The 24,761-nt window shown below is 31.9% G+C and carries 27 protein-coding genes and 1 tRNA gene; 23 read left to right on the forward strand and 5 right to left on the reverse strand.

Translation table 11 applies throughout. From position 1 onward, the window contains the following. Positions 1–27: 27 nt before the first annotated feature. Together B2Y85_RS02785 and B2Y85_RS02790 are read right to left on the reverse strand one after the other, a co-directional pair. Positions 28–582, reverse strand: coding sequence for a GDSL-type esterase/lipase family protein (locus B2Y85_RS02785; protein ID WP_372518951.1), 555 nt, complete (start codon positions 580–582; stop codon positions 28–30). A gap of 39 nt (positions 583–621) precedes the next feature. Further along, positions 622–1,413 (reverse strand): amidohydrolase family protein, encoded by a 792-nt coding sequence (locus B2Y85_RS02790; RefSeq protein WP_372518952.1) that lies wholly within the window; start codon positions 1,411–1,413, stop codon positions 622–624. Between the two features lie 268 nt (positions 1,414–1,681). Between B2Y85_RS02790 and B2Y85_RS02795 the strand changes: the two genes are divergently transcribed. From B2Y85_RS02795 to B2Y85_RS02815, 5 genes are all read left to right on the forward strand, one after another. Beyond that, positions 1,682–1,891, forward strand: coding sequence for a helix-turn-helix domain-containing protein (locus B2Y85_RS02795; protein WP_372518953.1), 210 nt, complete (start codon positions 1,682–1,684; stop codon positions 1,889–1,891). A 64-nt stretch (positions 1,892–1,955) separates the two neighbouring features. Then, positions 1,956–2,318, forward strand: a complete 363-nt coding sequence (locus tag B2Y85_RS02800) for a hypothetical protein (RefSeq protein ID WP_372518954.1) — start codon at positions 1,956–1,958, stop codon at positions 2,316–2,318. Positions 2,319–2,447: 129 nt separating this feature from the next. Further along, positions 2,448–2,519: transfer RNA gene (locus tag B2Y85_RS02805), tRNA-Asn, on the forward strand. 10 nt (positions 2,520–2,529) lie between these two features. Then, the gene (cutA, locus tag B2Y85_RS02810; protein WP_372518955.1) at positions 2,530–2,856 is read left to right on the forward strand and encodes a divalent-cation tolerance protein CutA; all 327 of its coding nucleotides are present in this window, start codon (positions 2,530–2,532) and stop codon (positions 2,854–2,856) included. Continuing rightward, entirely contained in the window at positions 2,846–3,418 is a 573-nt protein-coding gene (locus B2Y85_RS02815; protein ID WP_372518956.1) for a Maf family protein, read from the forward strand. The genes cutA and B2Y85_RS02815 overlap by 11 nt, the downstream gene beginning before the upstream one ends. A gap of 1 nt (position 3,419) precedes the next feature. Here the strand turns inward: B2Y85_RS02815 and B2Y85_RS02820 are convergent, their stop codons facing one another. The 3 genes from B2Y85_RS02820 to B2Y85_RS02830 are packed head-to-tail and all read right to left on the reverse strand — an operon-like array spanning position 3,420 to position 5,414. Next, complete coding sequence (locus B2Y85_RS02820; RefSeq protein ID WP_372518957.1) at positions 3,420–4,079, reverse strand: SurA N-terminal domain-containing protein; 660 nt, start codon at positions 4,077–4,079, stop codon at positions 3,420–3,422. Positions 4,080–4,096: 17 nt separating this feature from the next. Further along, positions 4,097–4,471, reverse strand: a complete 375-nt coding sequence (locus B2Y85_RS02825) for a bactofilin family protein (protein ID WP_372518958.1) — start codon at positions 4,469–4,471, stop codon at positions 4,097–4,099. 10 nt (positions 4,472–4,481) lie between these two features. Beyond that, entirely contained in the window at positions 4,482–5,414 is a 933-nt protein-coding gene (locus tag B2Y85_RS02830) for a M23 family metallopeptidase (RefSeq protein ID WP_372518959.1), read from the reverse strand. A 96-nt stretch (positions 5,415–5,510) separates the two neighbouring features. On the opposite strand from B2Y85_RS02830, the gene B2Y85_RS02835 reads away from it, so the two are divergent. The 18 genes from B2Y85_RS02835 to B2Y85_RS02920 all read left to right on the forward strand — a co-directional run. After that, positions 5,511–6,482: a glycosyltransferase family 9 protein gene (locus B2Y85_RS02835; RefSeq protein ID WP_372518960.1), complete on the forward strand. Its 972-nt coding sequence runs from the start codon at positions 5,511–5,513 to the stop codon at positions 6,480–6,482. After that, entirely contained in the window at positions 6,470–7,405 is a 936-nt protein-coding gene (locus B2Y85_RS02840; RefSeq protein WP_372518961.1) for a glycosyltransferase family 9 protein, read from the forward strand. Before B2Y85_RS02835 ends, B2Y85_RS02840 begins: the two co-directional genes overlap by 13 nt. Further along, a complete protein-coding gene (locus tag B2Y85_RS02845; RefSeq protein WP_372518962.1) occupies positions 7,402–8,430 on the forward strand; it encodes a peptidylprolyl isomerase in 1,029 nt (342 codons plus the stop codon). Before B2Y85_RS02840 ends, B2Y85_RS02845 begins: the two co-directional genes overlap by 4 nt. 67 nt (positions 8,431–8,497) lie before the next feature. Next, positions 8,498–9,211: a PIG-L deacetylase family protein gene (locus B2Y85_RS02850; RefSeq protein ID WP_372518963.1), complete on the forward strand. Its 714-nt coding sequence runs from the start codon at positions 8,498–8,500 to the stop codon at positions 9,209–9,211. Between the two features lies 1 nt (position 9,212). Next, a complete protein-coding gene (locus B2Y85_RS02855; protein WP_372518964.1) occupies positions 9,213–10,319 on the forward strand; it encodes a glycosyltransferase family 4 protein in 1,107 nt (368 codons plus the stop codon). After that, on the forward strand, positions 10,312–11,352 hold the full coding sequence (gene lpxK / locus B2Y85_RS02860) for a tetraacyldisaccharide 4'-kinase (protein ID WP_372518965.1): 1,041 nt from the start codon (positions 10,312–10,314) through the stop codon (positions 11,350–11,352). The genes B2Y85_RS02855 and lpxK overlap by 8 nt, the downstream gene beginning before the upstream one ends. Beyond that, positions 11,342–11,914 carry a D-glycero-beta-D-manno-heptose 1,7-bisphosphate 7-phosphatase gene (gmhB, locus tag B2Y85_RS02865; RefSeq protein ID WP_372518966.1) on the forward strand — a complete coding sequence of 191 codons (573 nt, stop codon included), beginning with the start codon at positions 11,342–11,344 and terminating at the stop codon, positions 11,912–11,914. Before lpxK ends, gmhB begins: the two co-directional genes overlap by 11 nt. Beyond that, positions 11,895–12,773, forward strand: a complete 879-nt coding sequence (locus B2Y85_RS02870; RefSeq protein ID WP_372518967.1) for a DUF3108 domain-containing protein — start codon at positions 11,895–11,897, stop codon at positions 12,771–12,773. Before gmhB ends, B2Y85_RS02870 begins: the two co-directional genes overlap by 20 nt. 5 nt (positions 12,774–12,778) lie before the next feature. Then, complete coding sequence (locus B2Y85_RS02875; protein ID WP_372518968.1) at positions 12,779–13,402, forward strand: L-threonylcarbamoyladenylate synthase; 624 nt, start codon at positions 12,779–12,781, stop codon at positions 13,400–13,402. A gap of 192 nt (positions 13,403–13,594) precedes the next feature. Beyond that, complete coding sequence (gene glyA / locus B2Y85_RS02880) at positions 13,595–14,830, forward strand: serine hydroxymethyltransferase (protein WP_372518969.1); 1,236 nt, start codon at positions 13,595–13,597, stop codon at positions 14,828–14,830. A 54-nt stretch (positions 14,831–14,884) separates the two neighbouring features. Next, complete coding sequence (locus B2Y85_RS02885; protein ID WP_372518970.1) at positions 14,885–16,054, forward strand: class I SAM-dependent rRNA methyltransferase; 1,170 nt, start codon at positions 14,885–14,887, stop codon at positions 16,052–16,054. 255 nt (positions 16,055–16,309) lie between these two features. Next, a complete protein-coding gene (gene hpt / locus B2Y85_RS02890; RefSeq protein WP_372518971.1) occupies positions 16,310–16,819 on the forward strand; it encodes a hypoxanthine phosphoribosyltransferase in 510 nt (169 codons plus the stop codon). Positions 16,820–16,840: 21 nt separating this feature from the next. Continuing rightward, entirely contained in the window at positions 16,841–18,904 is a 2,064-nt protein-coding gene (gene ftsH, locus B2Y85_RS02895; protein ID WP_372518979.1) for an ATP-dependent zinc metalloprotease FtsH, read from the forward strand. Further along, complete coding sequence (gene folE, locus B2Y85_RS02900) at positions 18,891–19,475, forward strand: GTP cyclohydrolase I FolE (protein WP_372518972.1); 585 nt, start codon at positions 18,891–18,893, stop codon at positions 19,473–19,475. The genes ftsH and folE overlap by 14 nt, the downstream gene beginning before the upstream one ends. 160 nt (positions 19,476–19,635) lie before the next feature. Further along, positions 19,636–20,823 (forward strand): dihydropteroate synthase, encoded by a 1,188-nt coding sequence (folP, locus tag B2Y85_RS02905; protein WP_372518973.1) that lies wholly within the window; start codon positions 19,636–19,638, stop codon positions 20,821–20,823. Continuing rightward, entirely contained in the window at positions 20,823–21,584 is a 762-nt protein-coding gene (gene cdaA, locus B2Y85_RS02910) for a diadenylate cyclase CdaA (protein ID WP_372518974.1), read from the forward strand. Before folP ends, cdaA begins: the two co-directional genes overlap by 1 nt. A gap of 137 nt (positions 21,585–21,721) precedes the next feature. Continuing rightward, entirely contained in the window at positions 21,722–24,331 is a 2,610-nt protein-coding gene (glgP, locus tag B2Y85_RS02915; protein ID WP_372518975.1) for an alpha-glucan family phosphorylase, read from the forward strand. Further along, positions 24,322–24,761 (forward strand): HAD family hydrolase (locus B2Y85_RS02920; protein ID WP_372518976.1); only part of this gene is annotated, 440 nt, incomplete at its 3' end. The genes glgP and B2Y85_RS02920, both read left to right, overlap by 10 nt.

Raw genomic sequence — 24,761 nt, forward strand, 5'->3', positions numbered from 1 at the left:
GATCTTCAAAAATCGCAGGGCGATTTTTTAAAGCAAATGTTTTATGTTTTTATAAATTTTATCGGCTACTGATTTATAACCTTTTGAATTAGGATGAATCTCATCGGAAAAGAAATTTCTGTCATTCCAAATTTCATTTAATATACCGTTTATAAACAAAACCTTTTTTTCTTTTGCTAAAGATTTTAACATTTTATGCAATTGGTTTAATTGCTTGTCTTCCGCGGATACAATAACAACAATGTCTCCGTTTTGTCCTATTTTATCGACAATTTGTTCCATATTTTTTTTAGTTTCCGAAATCGGAATTTGTTGAAAAAAATCGTTGGCACCGAATTCTACTATTACAATAGAATTTTTAAATTGTAGTATATCTTCTATTCTGTCTAAACCGTTTTGTGATGTGTTTCCGTTGATACCTTTATTTATTACGGGAATATTCGTAAATTGTTGCAGAAAATACGGATATGTTTGTCCGTTGGTTGCACCATATCCGTAGGTTAAACTATCACCGAAACAAACAATAGAATTAATTTTAATTAAATTGTTATTTGAGCTGTTATTTGAACAAGATATCAACATACATATAAAGAATAAAAATAAACAAAATTTTTTAAACATTTATTTTAAGTTTAAAAGTTTTTCGGCGTTTAAGTGAAATATTTTTTCTTTAAACTCATCATCTATGTTTAAATTTTTAATTAACTCTATTTCTTTTTTATGATTACCTACGGGGAAATCCGTTCCGAATAAGATTTTATCCTTATTATGTTTGTTTAAAAATCTGTAAATCTGATCTTCTTTCATAAAAGATAAAGCCGAAGAAGTATCAATATAAAAATAATCATCACCTATAATAGAATTTTCAACTTCATTCCACAATTTAAACCCACCCATGTGAGCTGCAATAAATGTTATTCCGGGGAAATGTTTTTTTACATTTAACATTTGTTTGGGACCTGCTTGAATTAATCCGGTAGATAATTCGTATCCGCAATGAAACAGAAGGGGAATTTGCAATTTTTGAATTTTTTCATACATAGGGAATACTCTTTCATCGTCTATATAAAACATTTGGAATTCCGGTTGAATTTTTATTCCCTGAGCATTATCTTTTATTCTGTCAAGCTCGTAAGACCATTTTTCATAAAACGGATGTAACGATGCAAACTTTATGAATCTTTCGGAATTTAAACCGAATAGCCAATTATTTATATGTTCAACTTGGTTAGGTCTTGAAGCAACAGATGCTATTACACTTTTTGTAACACCGTTTTTATCCATTGCTTCTAAAACATTTTTTTCGATTGGGATTGCATTCATTGGCATTTTAAAAGATTGTTCCAAATATTCTTTGGCTTTTTCCGCAACTTTTTCCGGCCACATATGAGTATGAAAATCTATTATATCCATGATGAATAAAATTATACTACTAAATAAAAAAAATGTAAAACTACTTGACTTATAAAAAATAATAATGTTTAATAACAAATAGTAAAATAAAGTAATAAAATAATATAAAACATAAGTTTTAATAATAAATAGAAAATTTTAATAATAACAGAGTTAATTTGATAATAAAGTAAAAAATAGAATAATAAAAAATAAGTATTGACAAAATAAAATAAATAAAATAAAATAATGCTTGTAATTAAAAAATAAAAGTAGTGAGTGATAACAAATGGAAAATAAAAACGATAAACAAGTTATGGATATTAAAGAGTTGGCAGAATATCTCGGTATCGGAAGATCTACAATATATAATTTAATAAAAAAGAAAAAAATTCCCGCATCAAAAATTGGTAAACAATACAGATTCTCAAAAGAAGTTGTTGACAGTTGGTTGAAAGATAAAATTATAACTAAGAAAGAGCCGTCGGTAACAAAATAGTATAAACTTCTTGGTTTTAATAGTAATAAGTAAAGTAGTCAAATTTAATTAGGAGGATGGAAAAATGGCAGAAAAAGTTGCTAAACTTGGCGTAAAAAGAGAAGATGGTTATCTTTACTTCATTGACAAAGATGGTGATGTTTCAAGATCTGTAATGGCAAGAGGCGGAAAGAAAGGCGGAAAAACCAGTAAAGTTGCTAAAGCAGGTGTAAAGAAAGAATCTGGTTTCCTCTATTTCTTGGATAAGAACGGTGATATCTCAAGAGCAAAAATGTCAAGAGGCGGACAGAAAAGAAAAAAAGCTAAAAAAGTTGCCAAAAAAGCAAAAAAAGCAGTTAAAAAAGTTGCTAAAAAGGCAGCAAAAAAAGTTGTTAAAAAAGCAGCCAAAAAAGTTGTAAAAAAAGCAAAAAAAGCAAAAAAGAAATAAGTTGAAATAAATAAAAAGCTCCGATATTTTTTATCGGAGCTTTTTTGTTTTATAAAAAATACTTGCTTTTTATAAAAAAAAAGTGTAAAATACTTACCTATAATATTTAATAGATTATGAGTAATTGATTCCGACATGGCTCAATGGTAGAGCATCCCGCTGTTAACGGGAGGGTTGTAGGTTCGAGTCCTACTGTCGGAGTTTTTTATTTGTGGAAAATAAAAAAATGAAATATATATCAATTTTTGTTACCGTTCCTAATGTTAATGTTGCAAACAAAATAACTGAATTTTTAGTAGAGAAAAAATTAGTTGCATGTGTTAATATTATTCCAAAAATCAAATCCGTTTATTGGTGGGAAAATAAAGTTTGTAAAAGCAACGAACATTTGCTGGTTGCAAAAACAATAAAAAGTAATTTTAATAAGATAGTTAAAGAAGTAAAAAAAATACATCCTTATGAAGTTCCCGAAATTGTTTGTGTTGATATAAAGGCAAATAAAGATTATTTAATGTGGATAAAAGAATATGCAAAATAAAAAAATAATATTGGCATCATTATCTCCGAGAAGAATAGAATTGTTAAAAAAGTGGGGACTTAAATTCGATATAATACCGAGTGCTATTGATGAAAAACATAATTTAAAAAGACCGTCTGCGATAGTAAAATATTTATCATATAAAAAAGCGGAAAATGTTAAACAACAACATCCCGGCAGCATTGTTATAGGTTCCGACACTATAGTCGTTTTACATGGTAAGATTTTGGGTAAACCGAAAAACAAAAAACATTCCGTTGAAATAATAAAAGAGTTAAACGGAAGTTTACATAAAGTTTATACAGGCGTTTCAATAATAAGCGATAAGAAAAAAGCAGTTTTTTATGATGTAGCTCATGTTAAAATGAAAAATTTACCTTACGATCAATTAAAAAAATTATTCGGTAAACATATGGATAAAGCCGGTTCTTATGCCGTGCAGGATAAAGATGATTGTTTTGTAAAAAAAATATACGGCGACTACTATACTGTTGTAGGATTGCCGTATATAAGATTAAAAAAAGAATTAAAGAAATTCGGCGTTTGTTTAAATAAAGTTTAAATTAAGCTCTGTTGTCATCCAACAAAATTTCTATTTTCGAGTTTTTCTTTACCGTATCAAACCAATCGTTTAAAATTTCGTTAGCTTTAATTTGTGTTAATTCAGGTATGTTGCTGCTGCCCAATGATTCCATTTCCGATTTTGTTACTTGAGTTGCAGAAGCTACGAGTAGTTGTAATTTGTTTGCAGCAATTTGCTTTCTTCGTAAAGATTCAAAATCTTTAGGCGACATCCTTAAATTATTCAAAAATTGATAATAATTCCTGCTGTCGAATTGTTCGTTTGCATTTAAAAAGTAAGGATAACTTTGAATATCTTGTGCAAGTTCGTTATCACTTACGGTTATACCGTATTTTTTTGTCTGTTGCCAAATAAGTTCGTCTTGAACTAATGTTCTTAATATTTGATTTTGTGTAAGTTTTATTAATTCATCGGTAAGTTCTTGTCCGGATTGTCTCAATGAACCAAGGGTACTATTATATAAACTGTAGTAATACTTATAAGGAATTTTTTTACCGTTAATAACAGCAACAGTATCAAAAGAAGATGCACTGTTTCCGAATGTAGACACTCCGAAACCGGCTATAAAAGTTCCTCCGAAAAAACCTATCAATATTACTAATATAATTGCTACTTTGTGTTTTCTAAAAAAATTCATCATAATAGTGTTGCCCTCTTTTATATATTTTCTTCAATGTTTTCTTCTTTTTCAAGCATCAAACTTTTACCTTTAAAAACAGCTCCTTCGTTTATAGATAAAATAGAGGTTGTTAAATCTCCGGTTACTTTTGATTTTGTTAACAACTCTATACATTCTCCTGCAGTGATGTTACCTTCAACAATTCCGTCTATAACTACATAATTTGCATTGATGTTGCCTTTTACCTGAGCCGTTTCGCCGACTATAACATTTGCAGCTTCTTTAACATTCCCGATTAAAACACCATCAATTCTTAAACTGTTTGAAACCGTAATATCACCTTTAAAAGTTGTTCCGTTTCCGATTAACGTTTCTATTGTATCAAATAATTTTCTATTTTTCTTATTACTCATAATTAATTCCTTAATCTAAATAACTGCCTAAATATTTCATTGGGTTTATCGGCCTTTTATTTAAGTGCAATTCATAATGTACATGAGGACCGGTAGATCTTCCGGTATTACCCATTTTTGCAATTTCTTGACCTTTGGTTACAAACTCACCTTTTTTAACCAAAGATTTTGCAAGATGAGCATAAACCGTTCTGTATTTCTTTCCGTGTTCTATGGTTATAACGTTTCCGTAACCTCTTAACCAACCGGAAAAAGCAACTACTCCGTCTGCAGTTGCAAGTATCGGAGTATTTTTTTTATTTGCAATATCTATAGCCGGGTGAAAAAATCTTGTTCTGAATATCGGATGAAATCTTATGCCGTAAGAAGAAGATATTATTCCCTTACAAGGCCATATCGAAGGTGTATATCTGAACATTTCTCTCTGTTTTGAAATGTGATTTATAACTTCCGAATAACTTTTCATTGATGCTTTGTATTCTTCAAGCAATTCAAAAGTTTGTCTTGATATTTCCTGGTAATCGATACCGTCTATTTTTCCGGACAACAACATAGATAAAGCACTTGATTCTACAGGTGTAGGTCCGCCGGATCCCAAACCGTTTTCTATTATTATTCTTTTAGAATCCATTGCTAAAAGAGAACGAATATGATCATCGTTTTGTTTTACCTGTGCTAACATTTCGGTTGATTTTTTTATTTGATCTGCGAAGAATAACATTCTTACTTTCATTATTTTATTATCGGCTTTTACCGCTAAATAATCTATATGTTTGCCCGATATAAAACCTGCCCATAAAGTCATTCCTGTCCAACCTGCAAAAACAACCAAAAGAAAAAGAACGGAAAAATTAAATTTTATCGGTTTAATTCTTCCATGATGAATAAAGACAATAGTAACCTTTCTTCTTAGTTCTCTAAGAAGGTCTCTTAATTTTTTCATAAAGTCATAAAAGTATAACACAAAAAGATTAATATTTCAATATGTTTTTTATTTTGGTAAAATAATGATAATATATTTATTAAAGATATTTTTATTATGAAAATACTAATTGTAAAACCAAGCTCGTTTGGTGATATTATTCAGGCAAATCCTATAATTCAAGCTATCAAAAGCAAATGGAAAGATAGCTTAACAGATTGGCTTGTTTTCTCTCAATGGAAACAAGTTGTTGAGTTATTCCCTGATATTAACAGTATAAAATGTTGGGACAGGAAAGGCGGAATAAAAGCTTTTTTTAAAGTGCTTAAAGATTGTAATAAAGAAAAATATGATTTGGTTATAGACTTGCAGGGCCTTTTAAGAACGGCTGTATTTTGTAAGTTGTTAAAAGCAAAACGAAAAATCGGTGTCAGCGGAATGAAAGAATTAAGTTGGCTTTTTATAAAAGAACCTTATAAAAGAAATAAAAACGAAAATGCCGTAATTAGAAATCTTAATTCCTTAAGTTACATTACAAGTGAAAAATATGAACCTTCTTTCAATATAAAAATTGATACCGTTCCATATAAAATATTGAATGAACATGGTATAGAAAAAGATGATAAAATTATTGCATTTGTTCCTTTTTCCAGAGGAAAAACAAAAACTTGGAAAAGCAACAATTATGTTGTTTTGACGGATATGATAAAATCTTTAAATAAAGATATAAAAATTGTTGTTTTAGGTTCGCAGTCCGATTATGGTAAAATAAAAAGTGATAACATAATTGATTTGTGCGGCAAAACAAACATAAAAGAATTGGCGGGAATTTTATCTGTATGTGAAATTGCCGTTGGTGCAGATACCGGTGCAATGCATTTGGCAAATGCTATAGGTATAAAAAATGTTTTTATTTTCGGAGGTTCGGATATAAAAGAAACCGCACCTTACGGGAATAATTCAAAAGTGATATCGTCAAATTTAGATTGTAGTCCGTGCAGAGGTAAATGTAAGTTCAATAAAGAAAAATGTTTGGAACAAATAAAACCTGATGTTGTTTTCGAGGAAATAAAAGAATGGATAAAATAATATTTTTTCATATGAACCAATTGGGAGACCTTTTATTTAGTTTGCCTGTGTTAAAAGCTGCAAGGCAAAAATATCCGAATATAAAAATTTATTGCGTGGCAAGAAAAAATCTTGCAAATTTATTGGAATCCACAAAACTTGTAGATAAAATCTTTTTGAAAGTCGGTTCACTCGGGTCTGAAATAGATTTAATTGCGGATATAAGAAAAGAAAATATTGATACGGCAGTATTGTTTTCCGAATCACCCGAAACGTTACTTTTGGCATATTTTTCAAAAATAAAAAACAGAATCGGTTTCAAAACCGCAAGCTTAAGTTTTTTATTGACCGAAAAAGTGGAGAAAATAGGAGTTCCTTCTTTAAATAATAATATTGTACTTGCAAAAGCCGTAGGTTTGGATAATGTTCAAAAAGATTATTTGAATATTTTAAATATCGATAGAGAAAATGATGTTAAAGTTTCTTTTTGGCTTGAAGATAACGGAATGTTAAATAAAGATTTTATAATTGTATCGTTCGGCGCAAGCAGAAGAAGACAGGAAAAATGTTTAAGAAAAGAAGTTTGGATTGAAACTTTAAACAAACTTGCACAGATGAAAAAGAATGTTGTTGTTGTGTGTGCCGCATGGGAAAAAGAATCCGTAATGAAAATAATGAAATATGTATCTAAAGATGTGAAACTATTTTGCCCGGAAAACGGACTTGTTGAACTTTCCGCTATGATAAGTAAAGCAAAAATGTTCATCGGAATAGATTCCGGTACAATGCATTTGGCAGCAAGTTTGGGAATAAAATGTATTGCGTTGTACGGTAATACCGATCCTTCTCAAATAGGTCCCAGACCGTTACAGAATCATATAATAATCAAAAAAAACAGTGCAAAAGATATTATAGCAACTGATATATTGGAGAATGTAAAATGAAAAAACTTTTTGTAGTAATGTCGTTATTTGTATTTTTAACAACTTTTGTTAATGCAGAAGAAAAGTCCGATGTTATAGCAACCGTTAACGGTAAAAATATAACAAAAACGTTTGTTAATAAAATATTGCAACAGGATTTTGCTTCTTTACCGGAAGAACAAAAGACGGAAGAAAATGTTAAAGCTCTCGCAAATAAAATAGTTAACCAAAAAATAGAAGAAATTTTACTTATAGATGCTGCAAAAAAAGCCGATGTTGAAGTTTCAAAAGATGAAATACAAACAGCAATGAATAATATAAAATCGAATTTTAGAACGGAAAAAGATTTTGAAAATGATATTAAAATGCAGGGACTGACAAAAAAAGAATTTGAAAGCGAAGTAAAAGAATCATTGATGAAAATAAAGTATGTATCTGCGGAAATTAAAAACAGAACTCAAAATCCTAACGAAAAAGAAGTGAAAACTTTTTATAATAATATTATGTCGAAAATAAAAGGCCTCGATTTGGAACTTTCAATACAGGAAGATAAACTTGTTTCATCCGTTGCAAACAATTTAAAAAGAACTTACGGAGAACAGGTTAAAATAAGACAAATATTTATAAAATATTCCGATAGTTTTACAAAAGAGCAAAAGAAGGAAGTTAACGAAAAAATCAAAGAACTGAAAAAAGAATTATCTTTACAGGATATGAACTTTGCAAGACTTTCGGAAAAATATTCAGATGACCAGGTACTCAGACAAAAAAAAGGTGATTTGGGTTTTGTTTTAAGAGAAGATGTCACGCCGGAAGTTGCAAAAGTTGTTTTTGCATTACCTGTGGGAGATTATAATAAAAAGCCTATACAAACAACTAACGGGTATCATTTTTTCAGAGTAGAAGAAAAGAAAGCAAAAATGCCCATAGAATTTGACGATGTTAAAGATTCTCTGTCTGATTTGTTATATAAACAAAACATACAAATAGAATACGATAAATTAATAGCGGAATTGAAAGCAGGTTCCGATATTACAATTTATTAATTTTTTTTGATAAAAGACAGTGTTTTTATATATAATCTCTCAAGGATTATAAAATTAAGAGGATTTTATGAAATATGCAAGTTACAGAAGTGTTTTCAGAATGTATGAATATATACAACCTTTTTTAAAATACTCGATACCTTTGGAGGAAGAGTTGCCGGGCAAAAAGATGTTGGTAATTGCTCCACATCAAGATGACGAAAGTATCGGATGCGGCGGAACTCTTATTAAACATACAAAAGCCGGCGGAAAACTTGAAATAGCTTTTTGTACTTCCGGCGGAGAAAAAAGATTGTATGAAGCAAAAGATGCAGCAAAATTGTTGGGTTCAAGAAGAAATCATTTTTTGCAATTTGATATAAGATCTTTATATAAGAATACAAGTTTGCTTGCCGAAAGACTTACGGAACTGTTTAACAGAGTAGAACCGGATATGGTTTTTTTACCTTTTATGATAGATAATCATCAAGATCATGTCGCAATCTCGAGAGCATTTTCAAAGGCATATAAAAATAAAGCTATAAATTGTTTGGTATATGCTTATTCCGTATGGACTACATTAATACCTAATGTTGTTGTTGATATCAGTGAGCATTGGGAACAAAAAAGACAGGCAATAGATTGTTACAAAACTCAAACCGCAACAAGAGATTATGTTACCATGGCAGAATCAATATCTAAATATTGGTCTGTCGTAAAAGGTAAAAATACAAAATATTGTGAAGCCTTTTTTAAAGCAACAAGCGCAGAATATGTTTCTTTAGTTAAAAAGATTTTATAGTATGAACAAAATAAAAGTTTTACATTTGTTTTCATCTACAACAATAGGCGGAGCAGAAAAACAAACTTTACTTACGGCAACAAGTTTAAAAGAGTTAAGCCAAAAGTTTGAACCTGTGGTTGCCGCTCCGAAAAACAGTTTTCTTTATGAAGAATCAAAAAAGAAAGGTGTCGGCGTTGCGGATTTTACATGCAGGGGCACATTTACTCCCACCGGAGTAATAAAGTTAATAAAAATCATAAAAAAAGAAAATATAAAAATACTTCATGTTCATCAAGGTAAACTTTATTGGACGGCCTTGTTGATGAAACTGTTTTTTAAAAATATAAAAGTTGTTCTTCACAGAAGACAAGATACAAGACACAAATGGTATGCGAAATGGCACTACAAAATTGCGGATAAAGTTTTAACCGTTTCAAAAGTCGTTAGAAACAATTTAATAAAATATGAAAATGCACCCGAACAAAAAGTAAGTGTTTTGTATAACGCTTTTGATACGGAAAAGTTTGAAAAAGAAGTTGATTGCAGCGATGTAATAAAAAAATATAATTTGGAAAATAAGTTTGTTATAGGAACGGTATCAAATATTGTATCTTTGGAAGGTAAAGGTCAACAATATCTCATAGAAGCCGTAGCAAAATTAAAAGAACGATATCCCGATATCAGATGTGTTATTGTAGGTGACGGTGCCGGCAAAAAGTTGCAGGAAGATTATGCAAAAAAATTTAAAGTTGATGATATTGTTTATTTTGTCGGTTACCAATCGGATATTCCCAAATATTTGAAAACGATGAACATATTTTGCTTGTTGTCTTGTGATACGGAAGGTTTCGGGAATGTAAATCTTGAAGCGCAATTTAAACAAATACCTGTAATTACAACAACCATAGGCGGAAATCCGGAAACTGTAATAGACGGTAAAACGGGAATACTTATCCCGCCGAGAAATGTTGAAAAATTAATTGATGCAATTAAAAAGATAACAGATGACAAAGAGTTCGCTGAAAATATGGGTATTGCCGGTCATAATTTTGTTAAAGAAACTTTTACAAAACAGAAATTTGTTGAAAACCTTACCAAAATATACGAGAGTATATTAAATGCTTAAATATTTATTGTATCCGTTGTCAATAATTTATTATTTGTTATCCGAACTTAACAGATTTTTAACGAAATCTAAAAAGTTAAATAAGCCTGTCATAAGTATCGGTAATGTTACGTGGGGCGGCAGCGGAAAAACTCCCATGACTATAGAAGTTGCCAAATATATTTTAAGTTTGGGAAAAATGCCGGTAATATTATCCAGAGGATATGCCAGAAAAAACAGTTCAAGAAGAAATGTTGTCGTAAGAGATACAAATAAAATTCTGGCTGATATTTCGGTTTCGGGTGATGAACCTTACATGATGGCAAAACTTGTAAATTGCCCTATAATAGTAGGTGCAGATAGAGTTAGAAGTGTAAGTTTTGCAAAACAATTTAACCCTGATGTTTTTATTTTGGATGACGGTTTCCAACATTGGAAACTAAAAAGAGATTTGGATATAGTTTGTGTAAATTCTTTAAATCCGTTCGGTAACGGTATGACTATTCCGTCCGGTATTTTAAGAGAAAGAAAATCGGCACTTAAAAGAGCAAAACTTATTGCTTTAACAAATTGTAATTTAGTTAATGAAGATAAACTAAACGGTATAAAGAAAGAAATTGTTAGAATAACAAGAGAGTTACCTTTAGAAACATCCTGCAAAAATTATGAAATAATAAATATGTCCGATAATTCTAAAATAGAAGATATCGAAGATTTTAGAAGGAATAATCGTTTTGCGGCTGTTTCGGCAATAGGTTCTCCCGATAATTTTATAAATACTGTTTCAGGATTGGGTTTAAAAATAAAAGAGGAAATTATTTTTTCGGATCATCATAAATATGTAACAAAAAATATATCCGATGTTATAAATAATTTAGCTGATAATGAGTTGATTATAACAACCGCAAAAGATGCCGTAAAAATAAATGAAGTAACAAACAAGGAAATGCAAAAAAAAATATATGTGCTTAATGTTTCGATATCTTTTGACAGCGGAAAAGAAAAATTTGAAAAAGAAATAAAATCTTTATTGGGTATAAACAATGAAAAATAAAAAAGAGTTATCACCGGCAATTTTTTTAGATAGAGACGGAACAATAAATTACGATAGAAACTATTTAAGTGATGTAAAACAATTAAAATTATATAAACATATAGAAAAACCTCTGCTAAAATTTAGAGAGATGGGATTCAAAATTGTTATAGTAACAAACCAGTCCGGTATTGCAAGAAAATATTTTACTGTAACAAAATTGAAACAAATCAATTCTAAATTAATAGAGATGCTAAAGAAATTGAAAGTGAAAGTTGATGGAATGTACTATTGTCCGCACGGTCCGAATGATAACTGTGATTGCAGAAAGCCGAAAATCGGGATGGCTCTGAAAGCGGCAAAAGAGTTAAACATAGATCTTAAAAAATCTTATATGATAGGCGACAGCATAAGAGATTACATCTTCGGTTACAATTTCGGCGGGAAAGGAATTTTGGTTCTTACGGGACACGGCAAAAAGCAGTTCGCAAAAGTGAAAGATGAAAAACAAAAACCTTTAGCAATCGTAAGAAGTTTAAGTCAAACGGTGGAGGTTATAAAAAATGATTATGAAAAAAATTAAATTTGTAATAATGGCGGTACTTATAACATTACCTATTTATGCTCAAAAAAACACAAATGTTTCCGCAACAAAAGAATTTTTTGAGTATAGTCCCGATTTTCAATGGAGACAATTAAGCGGTAACTTGCCGGAAAAAGAAAATTTGGTTTTCGATGTTTATTGGAAATTCGTTAAAGTAGGGAAAGGAACATTGGAAATTAAAGGGTTAGAAGATGTTAACGGAAGAACAGCATATCATATATATTCGGAAGCAAAATCCGCTCCGTTTTTCGATACTTTCTTTAAAGTAAGAGATACAAACCAATCTTGGATAGATACCGAAAGTTTATGTTCTTTAAGATATCTTACCAACATTTCCGAAGGCGGTTGGAAAAAGTTTGAGCAGCTTGATTTTAATCACCAAAATGCAAGATTTGCAAGAAACGATGACGGAACAATGAAATACGGTGATACCGTTCAATGGGTACAGGATGTAATATCTTCTTTATATTTTATGAGAACCATGGATTTGGAAGTAGGGAAAGAATATGTTTTTGAAGCTCATTCCGGTGATGATACATGGCCATTAAAAACTAAGGTTATAGGCAGAGAAACAGTTAAAGTTGAAGCGGGAACTTTTGATTGTTTAATATTACAACCTATGCTCAGAGAAGATGCCGGAATATTTAAAGCTAAAGGTAAACTGAAAGTTTGGGTAACAAACGATGAGAGAAAAATGCCGGTACAAATGAAATCCAAAATTCCCGTTGGATCGATATGTGCAGAACTTTCAAAATATAAAACCGAAGGTAAAATAAAACAAGAAGAAGTGATAGCAAAAGAAGTTTCTGCAGGTCCGAAAGAATTTAATATAGAATAGGTAAAATGAAAACGAAAATAATAAGTACAAAAAAAGAAAGTAACGAATTTATTATAGAAACGACAAACGATATTTTGAAAAACAAAGGTATAGTTGTGTTGCCTACGGATACCGTTTACGGAATAATGACAAGTGTGTTTAATTTTGAAGGTCAAAAACAAATATATAAACTTAAACACAGGGCAGCAAGAAAACCTTTAATATTGATGTCGGACAACATTGAAACATTAAAACAGTTTGTTATATTTCCTAAAGGTATAGATAAAATCGTAATGGAGTTTTGGCCCGGACAATTAACTTTAATTTTGCCTACCACCGAACTTGGTAAAATGTTGATAGGCGGCAGAGACAATTTAGGTGTAAGAATACCGAACTGTAAAATACTTTTGGATATTATGGCAAAGTATGATATTCCTTTAATGACAACATCGGCAAATGTTTCAGGTAAAGACAGTGCAAAAACCGCAGCAACCGCGATAGATTATTTTGACAGCAAAATAGATTTGATAGTTGACGGCGGTAAATGTGAATTTTCGTTTGAATCAACGGTTATAGATATGGTGAAGTTCCCGTATGTTGTTATAAGAAAAGGCTGTTTGGATTGTAAGAAACTGTTGGAATACATATAAAACAATTAGAAATTAGTAATTAGTAATTAATAATTAGTGAAAAATAGGTTTGTCATCCCGTACTTGATACGGGATCTCGTTGTTAAAGATATTTAAAAATAGGAAGAATAAAAATCTTCCTATTTTTTTTGCTGTAAATATTATATAATCATAAGATAATTTATAATAAAATTTTTGATATAGGAGTATAACATGGAAGATTTAAAGAAAGTTGATTTGGAAATTGCAAACATTATTGAAGAAGAACATCAAAGACAAGAAAATAATATTGAACTTATTGCTTCTGAAAACCATACATCAAAAGCCGTTATGCAGGCACAAGGTTCTGTTTTGACAAATAAATATGCCGAAGGATATCCAGGAAGAAGATATTACGGAGGTTGCGAATTTGTAGATAAAGTAGAAACTTTGGCTATAGAAAGAGCAAAACAATTGTTCGGATGCCAATTTGTAAATGTTCAACCTCATTCCGGAGCACAAGCAAACATGGCAACATTTATGGCATTGCTTCAAGCCGGAGATACCGTTTTGGGTATGAGCTTGGATCACGGCGGACATTTATCTCACGGTCATCCGATGAACTTTTCAGGTAAATTCTTTAAAATTGTTCCTTATACAGTAAACAAAGATACGGAAGTTATAGATTATGATGAATTGGAAAAAATAGCAAAAGAATGTAAACCTAAAATGATAGTTACGGGTGCAAGTGCATATTCAAGAATATGGGATTGGGAAAGAATAAGAAAAATAGCTGATTCAGTAGGTGCATACTTTATGGCAGATATTGCTCACTATGCAGGTCTTATAGCTGCGGGAGTATATCCTTCACCGGTTCCTTTTGCGGATGTAGTTACAACAACAACACATAAAACATTGAGAGGCCCGAGAGGCGGTATCATTATGACCAACAACCCAGATTTGGCAAAGAAAATAAATTCTGCTGTTTTCCCCGGTGTACAAGGCGGACCTTTAATGCATGTTATAGCAGCAAAAGCAGTTGCATTTAAAGAAGCATTACAGCCTTCATTTAAAGAATATCAAAAACAAGTTGCAGCAAATGCTAAAGTGTTTGCAAAAACATTGGCAGAAGGCGGTTTAAGAATAGTTTCAGGCGGAACGGATTCACACATGTTCTTAGTAGATTTAAGACCTTTAAATGTTACAGGTAAAGATGCACAAATAACATTGGAAAAAGCAGGAATAACAGCAAACAAAAACACAATTCCTTACGATCCGGCAAAGCCTATGATAGCTTCAGGTATAAGAATCGGAACACCTGCAATTACGACAAGAGGAATGAAAGAAAACGAAGTTATCAAAATTGCAAATTGGATAATTAAAGTGTTGAAAAATATAAATAACGAAGAAGTTATAGCTGAAGTTAAAAAAGAAGTTACGGCACTTTGCAAACAGTTCCCGGTATACTAAAATTTTGCAAAGCAAAAATTGAGGGACAGAAGTATAGATGTATAGAGGTATAGATTGAAAAGCATAGTATTAAAAAAAGGTGAAGAAAAAAGGGTAAAGTCGGGACATCAATGGGTATTTTCCAATGAAATAAAAGATGTCTTTGCCAAACCGCAGATAGGTGAAATTGTGGAATGTTATGACAGTTCCAACAATTTTATCGGTATAGGCTTTTATAATCCTCACTCTTTAATTGCTTTTCGTTTAATATCAAGAAAGAATGAAATTGTTGATACAAGATTTTGGAAAGAAAGAATACAAAAAGCTTACGATTTAAGAAAACAATTGTATCCTAACCAAAACTCGTTCAGAGTAGTTTACGGGGAAAGTGATGATATAAGCGGTTTCGTTTTAGATAAGTACGAAGATTATTGCGTTGCACAATTTGTCAGTGCAGGTGCGGATAACAATAAACATGATATATTGGATGCAGTTCAAGAAGTAATAAAACCTAAAGGAATAATGGTAAGAAACGATTCCCATTTAAGGAAACTTGAAAACTTGTCCGGCGAAAACGAAATATATTCCGGTAAAATCCCCGACGATATTTTAATAACAGAAAACGATATAAAATATTACGTGAACATAAAGTCGGGACAAAAAACAGGTTTTTTCTTCGATCAAAGAGATAACAGAAAATTGTTCCAAAAGTATTGTAAAGATAAAAAAGTGTTGGATTGTTTTACACATACAGGTTCTTTCGGACTAAATGCTTTAAAAGGCGGAGCAAAAGAAGTTATATTTGTAGATTCTTCAAGACCTGCTCTTGAAATGGCAAACAAAAATTATGAAGCTAACGGATACAAAGATTTTAATGCAATAGTTGCCGATGCTCAAGAATACATATGTTCGCATCAGGCACAAGCGGAAAACTATGAAGTTGTTAATATAGATCCGCCAGGACTAATCAAAAGTAAAAAAGATTTTCATGCCGGTTACAAACATTATGCAAAGCTTAACGAGCAAGCCATAAGATTATTAAAAAACGGCGGAATATTTGCTACCAGTTCATGTTCACATCATTTATCCATGAGCGATTTCAAAAAAATGTTGCAGGAAGCAGTTTCAAAAGCAGGTAAAAGAGCAATATTTTTGGAACTTTCAACTCAGGCAAAAGATCATCCTATACTGATATCTATGCCGGAAACGGAATATCTTAAGTTTGCAATACTGAAAATATTTTAGCTTAGAGCTTAAAGCTTATAGTTTATATTTTATGTCAATCAACCCACTTGATCCGAAATCTATAAAATATTTGTCCGAAGGACACCGAAATTACTAATTACTAATTGTCTTTGTCTTTTCCATTCACCCATTCACCAACTTTTTGCTGTGCAAAAAGTTTATCACCCTATAACCAACAAAACGTTTCGCGTTTTGTTCTTGATTTATATGTTGTTTTTCGTTATAATTTAAAGATAAAAATATATTGAAAAAATAATGAAAAAGATAAAAGTTTTAATTTCAAGTACCAAAATAAAAAATAAAGTAACAAAAATTGCACAACAGATAAACAAAGATTTCAAAAACAAAAAGTTGGTTGTAGTGTCTGTTTTGTCGGGAAGTGTGGTTTTTTGCAGTGATATAATAAGAAAATTAAGTGTGGATTTTGAAATAGATTTTATAAGAGTTGCATCATACAAGGGTAAAAAATCGTCGGGGAAAATAAAATTTTTGTGTGATGTTGTTGAAGATATAAAAGGTAAAGATATTTTGCTTGTAGAAGATATTTGCGACAGCGGAAGGACACTTTCGTATGTTAAAGATTTGTTTATTAAAAGAAAAGCAAACAGTGTAAAAATTTGCACTTTAATAAACAAAAAAGTTGAAAAGTTTAAAAATATCAAAATAGATTATTTCGGTTTTGAAATAGACAATGAATTTATTGTCGGTTACGGATTAGACTATGACGGTAAATACAGAGGTTTGCCATACATAGGTGTTATATAAAGAGGTGTGTAGTTTATGAAAATGAAGAAAAAAGATTCTTGGGGTTTTGCTTTTTGGATAGTTTTGGCTGCTATATTGTTGATATTTATGCAAAATTCTACAAAAAAATCCAATATAGAGGAAATGCCGTATTCCCAATTTAAACAAAGCGTCAAAGAAGGCAAAATTATAAATGCTGTCGTTACTCCCGAATTGATAGAAGGTGAGTTTACGGATAAGGAAGGTAATCAAAAAAAGTTTAAAACAATTCCGTTGGAAGATCCTAAACTTGTTGAGGATATGGAAAATAATAATGTACAAAAATTTTCCGGTAAAGCACAAAACGGGTGGCTCGGTCCTTTGATTTTCAGTTGGGGACCGATAATTCTTTTAATACTTTTCTGGTTATGGATAATGAGAGGAATGTCTGCAGGCGGAAAACAAGCAATGACTTTTGCCAAGAGTAAAGCAAGGCTTGCGGATAACGGTAAAAAAATAACATTTAAAGAAGTTGCAGGTTGTGAAGAAGCAAAAGAAGAGTTACAGGAAATAGTCGAGTTCTTAAAAAATCCTTCAAAATTTCAAAAGCTCGGCGGAAAAATTCCCAAAGGGGTTTTGCTTGCCGGTGCTCCGGGAACAGGTAAAACTTTGCTTGCAAAAGCGGTTGCAGGTGAAGCAGGCGTTCCTTTCTTTTCTTCAAGCGGTTCGGAATTTGTGGAAATGTTTGTAGGTGTAGGTGCATCTAGAGTCAGAGATTTGTTTGAACAAGGCAGAAAAAATGCACCATGCTTACTTTTTATAGATGAAATCGATGCGGTGGGAAGACACAGAGGTGCAGGTCTCGGCGGCGGTAACGACGAAAGAGAACAAACATTAAACCAAATTCTTGTGGAAATGGACGGATTTGATACTAAAGAAGGTGTTATAATAATAGCTGCAACAAACAGACCGGATGTGTTGGATCCGGCACTACTCAGAGCGGGAAGATTCGACAGACAAGTTGTAGTTAATACACCCGACTTAAAAGACAGAGAAGAAATTTTAAAAGTTCATGTTAAAAATATTAAAGTGGATAAAGAAGTAGACTTAAAAGTTTTGGCAAGAAGAACACCGGGATTTGTAGGTGCGGATTTAGCTAATCTTACAAACGAAGCGGCCCTTCTTGCAGCAAGAAAAAATTTAGAAACCGTTACAATGAAATGCTTTGAAGAAGCCATAGATAAAATAATGGCGGGACCTCAAAAGAAATCAAGAGTTATTTCGGATAAAGAAAAAAGTATTATTGCTTATCATGAAGCAGGACATACGATTGTTGCTAAAATGATTCCGAACACGGATCCTGTTCATAAAGTTACTATAATGGCAAGCGGCAGAGCATTGGGATATACATTACAGGTTCCGTTGGAAGATAAATTTTTAAGTTCAAAATCCGAAATCGAAGCAAGACTTGCAATACTTATGGGCGGCAGAGTAGCCGAAGAAATTGTGTTTGGCGATATAACCACGGGAGCTTCAAACGATATTTCAAGAGCAACACAAATTGCTACGAAAATGGTTACTGCATTCGGTATGAGCGATAAAATAGGTACACTTGCTTTGGAAAAAGACAGTGAAGAAGTATTTTTGGGAAGAGATATTTCAAGAACACAAAAACATTCGAACAAAACGGCAGAACTTATTGATGAAGAAGTAAAAAATATAGTTACGACAGCTAAAAACAGAGCAAAAAAAATATTGGAAGGAAACAGAGACAAATTAGATAATTTGGTTAAAGCTTTAATAGAAAGGGAAACATTAAACGGTGAACAGGTTAACAAGATAATGGAAGGACAAGAGTTGGAACCTATACATGTTGAACCTAAAAAAGAAGAAACTCCCGCTCCTGTTGAACAAGAGAAAAAAGAGCCGGAAATTAAAGCTGAGCCGGAACCCGTAAAGCAAGAAGAGCCTAAGACTGAAGAACCTAAACAAGAAGAAAAAGTTGAAGATAAAAAAGAAGAACAACTAAAAGTAAAAAAAGTAAGAAAAACCAAAACAGAAAATTTTCAGAACGATTTGTTTGCAAAAATAGATAATAAAGAAGAAAATAACAATGAAGAAAAATAAAACAAAAAAATCATTTAACAAACAAAAATTTCAAAAAGCGGTATCGATGATGTTGGAAGCTTTCGGGGAAGATACAAAGAGAGAAGGTATAAAAAGAACTCCAGAAAGAGTAGCGGAATTTTATGAAGAGTTTTTTGACGGTTACAACGAAGATATCGATAATATAATTTCGGTTCATTATCAAACGGAAGAATATGAAGAAATAGTTATCGTTAAAGATATACAACTTTATTCAATGTGCGAACATCATTTGTTACCTTTTTCAGGTAAAGTTCATATAGCATATTTACCGAAAAAAGGCAGAATTGTCGGCGTTTCAAAATTGGTTAGAGTTGTAGAAGCTTTTGCTCACAGGTTACAGTTGCAGGAAAGATTATCCGAACAAATTGCCGATACCATAATGAAAACCGTTCAACCTAAAGGTGCAATGGTTGTAATAGAGGCCGAACATTTGTGTATGACAATGAGAGGCGTAAGAAAACCGGGAGCGAAAATGATAACTTCCGCAATGAGAGGCATATTCTTAAAAGATGCAAGAACAAGATCCGAAGCCCTTTCATTGTTGAAATAATTAAAAGAGTTGAAAGGTTGAAAGGTTTAAAGGTTTAAAAGTTTTCGGAAGAAAACCTAATAATTAGATTTTTTGCAAAGGAAAAAACCTTTGTTTGAGATTTTAAAAGATTATTTTGTGAATTACTAATTGCTAATTTTTAATTACTAATTGTAAGAAGATGATTGTAAAAAAAGTAAAAGCAGATACCATAAAAGATGCAGTAAAAATTGTTGCAAGTTCAAAATGCGATGAATATGTTTATGAAAAACTTGCAAAAAAAATTGTCGGCAATTCTTTCATAGTGGAAGATATAGATAACAGAGCAGCAAGTGTTTTAAAACAAGAAGCATTGTCTTGCGGATGTGATGTTGCCGTAAGTAAAGATGTGTCTTTATTTAAAAAAGGTAAATCTAATATTGTTATCTGTGCCAACCAAAACCAAATAGAAAAATTAACTTCAAAAATTAAAGAACAGCCGTTCGGCTTAAAACTTTTATCTAAACAAATATCGGATATAAATTCTTTTCAATTAAAACAAATAGTTTGTGCAAATAAAAAAATAGCATTAAACAAAACTCTTGTGATGGGTATAATAAATTTATCTCCCGATTCTTTTTTTAAAAACGGTATAGAAGATATAAATGTTGCGGTAGAAACCGCTTTACAAATGCAAAAAGACGGTGCCGATATTATTGATGTGGGGGCGGAATCTACAAGACCGGGTTCAAAACCTGTCCCGGTTAAACAAGAAACGGAAAAAATACAAAAGTTTTTGAAATTGTTCAGGAAAAAATCAAAAATGCCGGTATCCGTAGATACGTATAAACCCGAAGTTGCAAAAGCAGCTTTAGACGAAGGTGCGGATATTATAAACGATATTTATGCACTGAGATATAAAGATAAAAGCATGGTAAAAATCGTTGCAAAAAATAAAGCAGCCGTAATTTTGATGCATATGAAGAAAAACCCTTTGACGATGCAACAAAATATAAGATATAATAATACATTAAGTGATATATTTAACTTCTTATCAAAACAGTTGGATTTTGCTTTGGATAACGGGATAAATAAAGAGTCAATAATTATTGATCCCGGTATAGGTTTCGGTAAGACTGTTGAAGATAATTTGCTTATAATAAAAAGGTTGTTTGAATTTAAATCTTTAAATGTTCCGGTTCTTATGGCATTATCCAATAAAAGTTTTTTGGCAAAAGTGTTGGGAACGGAAGATTTCAGTCAAAGACAACTTGCAACGGCAATTGCAAATATTGTTTCTGTTATAAATGGTGCCGATATTTTAAGGGTGCACGATGTAAAAGAAACCGTTAATGCTTTAAAAGTTGTTAATTCTATAAGGGGAATATAATGGAACTTGTGTCGCATATATGGAATGTTTATATTGTAAACATTTTGGATATCCTTATATTGACATATATTTTCTACAGAATATTGCTTGTTATTAAAGGAACAAGAACAATACAAATCGTTATAGGTCTTATTGTGCTTGTTGCCATTACCATTATAGCAAGGGATGTTTTACATTTAAAAACTTTATCGTGGCTTATGAGCAGGTTTTGGCTTGCCGCGGTTGTTATACTTGCAGTTGTTTTTCAGTCGGAAATCAGATATGCTCTTGCTAAAATAGGAAGTAAATTATTTTTTGTGGGAACAAAGATAAAATCGAATTTTATATCGGAAATTGTTGAAGCCGCTACAGAAATGAGCAGAATAAGAATGGGAGCTTTAATAGTTCTTGAAAAAGATATGGGATTAAAAAATTATACGGAAACAGGTATAAAATTGGATGCTAAAGTAACACATGAATTGTTGTTATCGATATTTAATACAAAAGCACCTATTCACGACGGTGCCGTTATAATAAAAGATGAAAAAATAGAAGCTGCCGGATGTGTGTTGCCTATAAGTACCGAAATAGAAGTTAAACATTTGGGAACAAGACACAGAGCCGGTATAGGATTATCGGCACTTACCGATGCTATAGTTTTGGTGGTATCGGAAGAAACCGGTAATATATCGATTTGTGTTGACGGAGAAATAGAAAAAGTAAGCAGTGAAAATTTGTTGGAAGTATTAACAAACAAATATACCGAAAAGGCTATATTATGAAAAAAATAAAATTTAAAAACATAAAAAAGGCGATATTAAATAATTGGCAATTAAAACTTATTTCTTTGTGTCTTGCCTTAATGTTTTGGGCATATGTAAAGTTATAATAAGAGAGTTGTTATAAGGAGATATAGAGTATGTTGAAAAACAATGATTTATTTAACGAAAATCAGGAAACTTTTACGGCGATAAAAGCGAAAAGTTTTGTAGTTACACCTTCGTTGCCTGAAAGCTTAAAAGATTTGGCAACAATTTCGGAAAATATGTGGTGGTGCTGGAACAGTGATGCGGTGGAATTGTTCAGAAGATTGGACAGAGATGTATGGGAAGAATCTTATCACAGCCCGAAAGCAATGTTGGGACTTGTAAAGCAGGAAAGATTGGAAGAACTTGCAGACGATACAAGTTTTATTTCACATATGAAATTAGTTAAAGCGGAACTCGATAAATATATGTCTGTTCCTACATGGTTCGATAAAACTTTCCCTGAATACAAAGATAAAAAAATTGCATATTTTTCCACGGAGTTTGCTATTCATGAAAGTTTGCCTATATATTCGGGAGGTCTCGGAGTTTTGTCCGGAGATCATTTGAAATCCGCAAGTGATATGGGACTTCCTTTGGTAGGTATCGGTTTGTTATACAGAAACGGATACTTCAAACAACATTTAAGTATCGACGGTTGGCAGATAGAAGAATATAAAGTAAATCATTTCTACAGTATGCCTATGCAACTTTTGACCGATGAAAAAGGAAATGCATTATCGATAGAAATATCATTACCGCATTCACCGAGAGTATTTGCAAGAATTTGGAAAATACAGGTAGGTAGAGTTGCACTTTATTTGTTGGATACGGATTTTGATAAAAATTCCGCTGAAGACAGAACAATTACCGGCGAACTTTACGGCGGCGATAAAGAAATGAGAATTAAACAGGAAAAGTTGTTGGGTGTCGGCGGTATGAGAGTTTTGGAACTTTTAAATATAGATCCTTCCGTAATACATATCAATGAAGGACATTCCGCATTTTTGTTGTTGGAAAAAATGAGAATGTTGATGAAAAACAAAGGATTATCTTTCGAGCAGGCACAAAAAGTTGTTAAAGCAAACTGTGTGTTTACAACACATACTCCAGTTCCTGCAGGTAATGAAGTGTTTTCTTCACAACTTGTTTCAACATATTTCGAAAGTTTATATAGAGAGTTAGGATTATCAAGAGAACAATTCTTGGCTTTAGGCAGAGATTTGAAAGTTGAAAATATGGATAAAGATTTTTCAATGACGATTCTTGCTCTTAAAGCTTGCGGTAAAGCTAACGGCGTGTCAAGATTGCATGCAACCGTATCGAGAGAAATGTGGCAAAATGTTTGGCCGGAACTTCCAAGAAAAGAAATTCCTATTACACACATTACTAACGGTATTCATACAAACACCTGGATATCTTACGAATTTGCAGGTTTATTCCAAAGATATATCGGAGACGATTGGATAGACGAACCTTCAGATCAGACATTGTGGGAAAGAGTTGCGGATATTCCCGATGCCGAACTTTGGAGAAGTCATGAAAGAAGAAAAGAAAGACTTGTATCTTTTGCAAGAAACAGATTAAAAGCTCAGTTGGAAAGAAGAGGACTTTCAAAACATATGGTAGCTTATGCGGATGAAGTTTTGGATCCTGAAGCATTAACAATCGGTTTTGCAAGAAGATTTGCTACATATAAAAGAGGTAACTTAATATTCAGAAACCTCGACAGAATTAAAAAAATACTTACAAACAAAGAAAAACCCGTTCAAATAATTATTGCAGGTAAAGCTCATCCGAAAGATGATAAAGGTAAAGAAATTATAAAAAGTATAATTGCTTTAACTTCCGATCCCGACTTGAAATATAAAGTAGTTTTCTTGGAAGATTATGATATGAACGTTGCACATTATTTGGTTCAGGGTGTGGATATTTGGTTGAACAATCCTTTAAGACCGCAGGAAGCATCAGGTACCAGCGGAATGAAAGCTGCGGTTAACGGCGCAATAAATTTCAGTGTGCTTGACGGTTGGTGGTGTGAAGGTTATAACGGAGAAAACGGTTGGGTTGTAGGTTCAACGGATACTTATAACGATTTGGAATATCAAAACGAAATGGAATCAAGATCAATATATGAAATGTTGGAAAAAGAAATTATTCCGTTATTCTTCGACAGAGGTCAAGACGATTTGCCGAGAGGCTGGATAACAAAAATGAAAGCTTGTATGCAAACAGTAGGACCTATGTTTAATACAAACAGAATGATTGAAGATTATACAAGAAAATTTTATGTTCCGTCTATGGAATTGACCGAAAAAATGAAAGAAAACAACTACGAACTTGCAAAGAAAAAAGCAGATTGGCAAAGTAATATAGAAAGAAACTGGAACAGGGTTTCCATTATAAGTGCAGACGATAATACAAGTTCAAAAACAATTAAAATAGGTGAACCGTTAAAAATCAGAGTCAGAGTTAATTTGGCAGGTATTGCTCCGGAAGATGTTTTTGTTCAAGTTTATGAAGGTTACTTGAATACGAAAAATGTGTTAAGCGATGAAATATTTGAAAATATGAAAATGGTTTCGAAAGAACAAGACGGAACATATATATATGAAATCGAAGCTCCTACAAGAATGGTAGGACATTGCGGTTACACCGTAAGAATAGTTCCGCAATATATGGATAAAGTTGAATATATTCCCGGCATAATTAAATGGTTTTAAACAGTAAAATAAAACTTGTTATATTCGATTTAGACGGAACATTAATAGATTCCAAATACGATTTAACGGATGCCGTAAATTTTGTAAGGCATGAATATGGTTTTGGTCCGCTATCCGTAGATAAGGTTGCTTCTTATCTGGGTAGCGGAATAACCGCACTCGTAAAAGCAGTTTTAACGGACATTAAAGATGAGGAATTTGATACGGCCGTTAAAATGTTTAAAGATAACTATTCCAAACATTTAACGGACAAAACTTTACCGTACAAAAATGTTTCGGATATGCTTTCAACAATTCCTCAAAAAAAAGTATTACTATCCAACAAAGACGAAAGATTTTCAAAACAAATTTTAGAAACACTTGGACTTTCAAAATATTTTACAAATATCTATGGCGGGGATTCTTTTAAAGAGAAAAAACCGAGCCCGTT

The organism is Candidatus Ruminimicrobiellum ovillum (genome assembly GCF_002392975.1).
Classification (GTDB): domain Bacteria; phylum Elusimicrobiota; class Endomicrobiia; order Endomicrobiales; family Endomicrobiaceae; genus Ruminimicrobiellum; species Ruminimicrobiellum ovillum.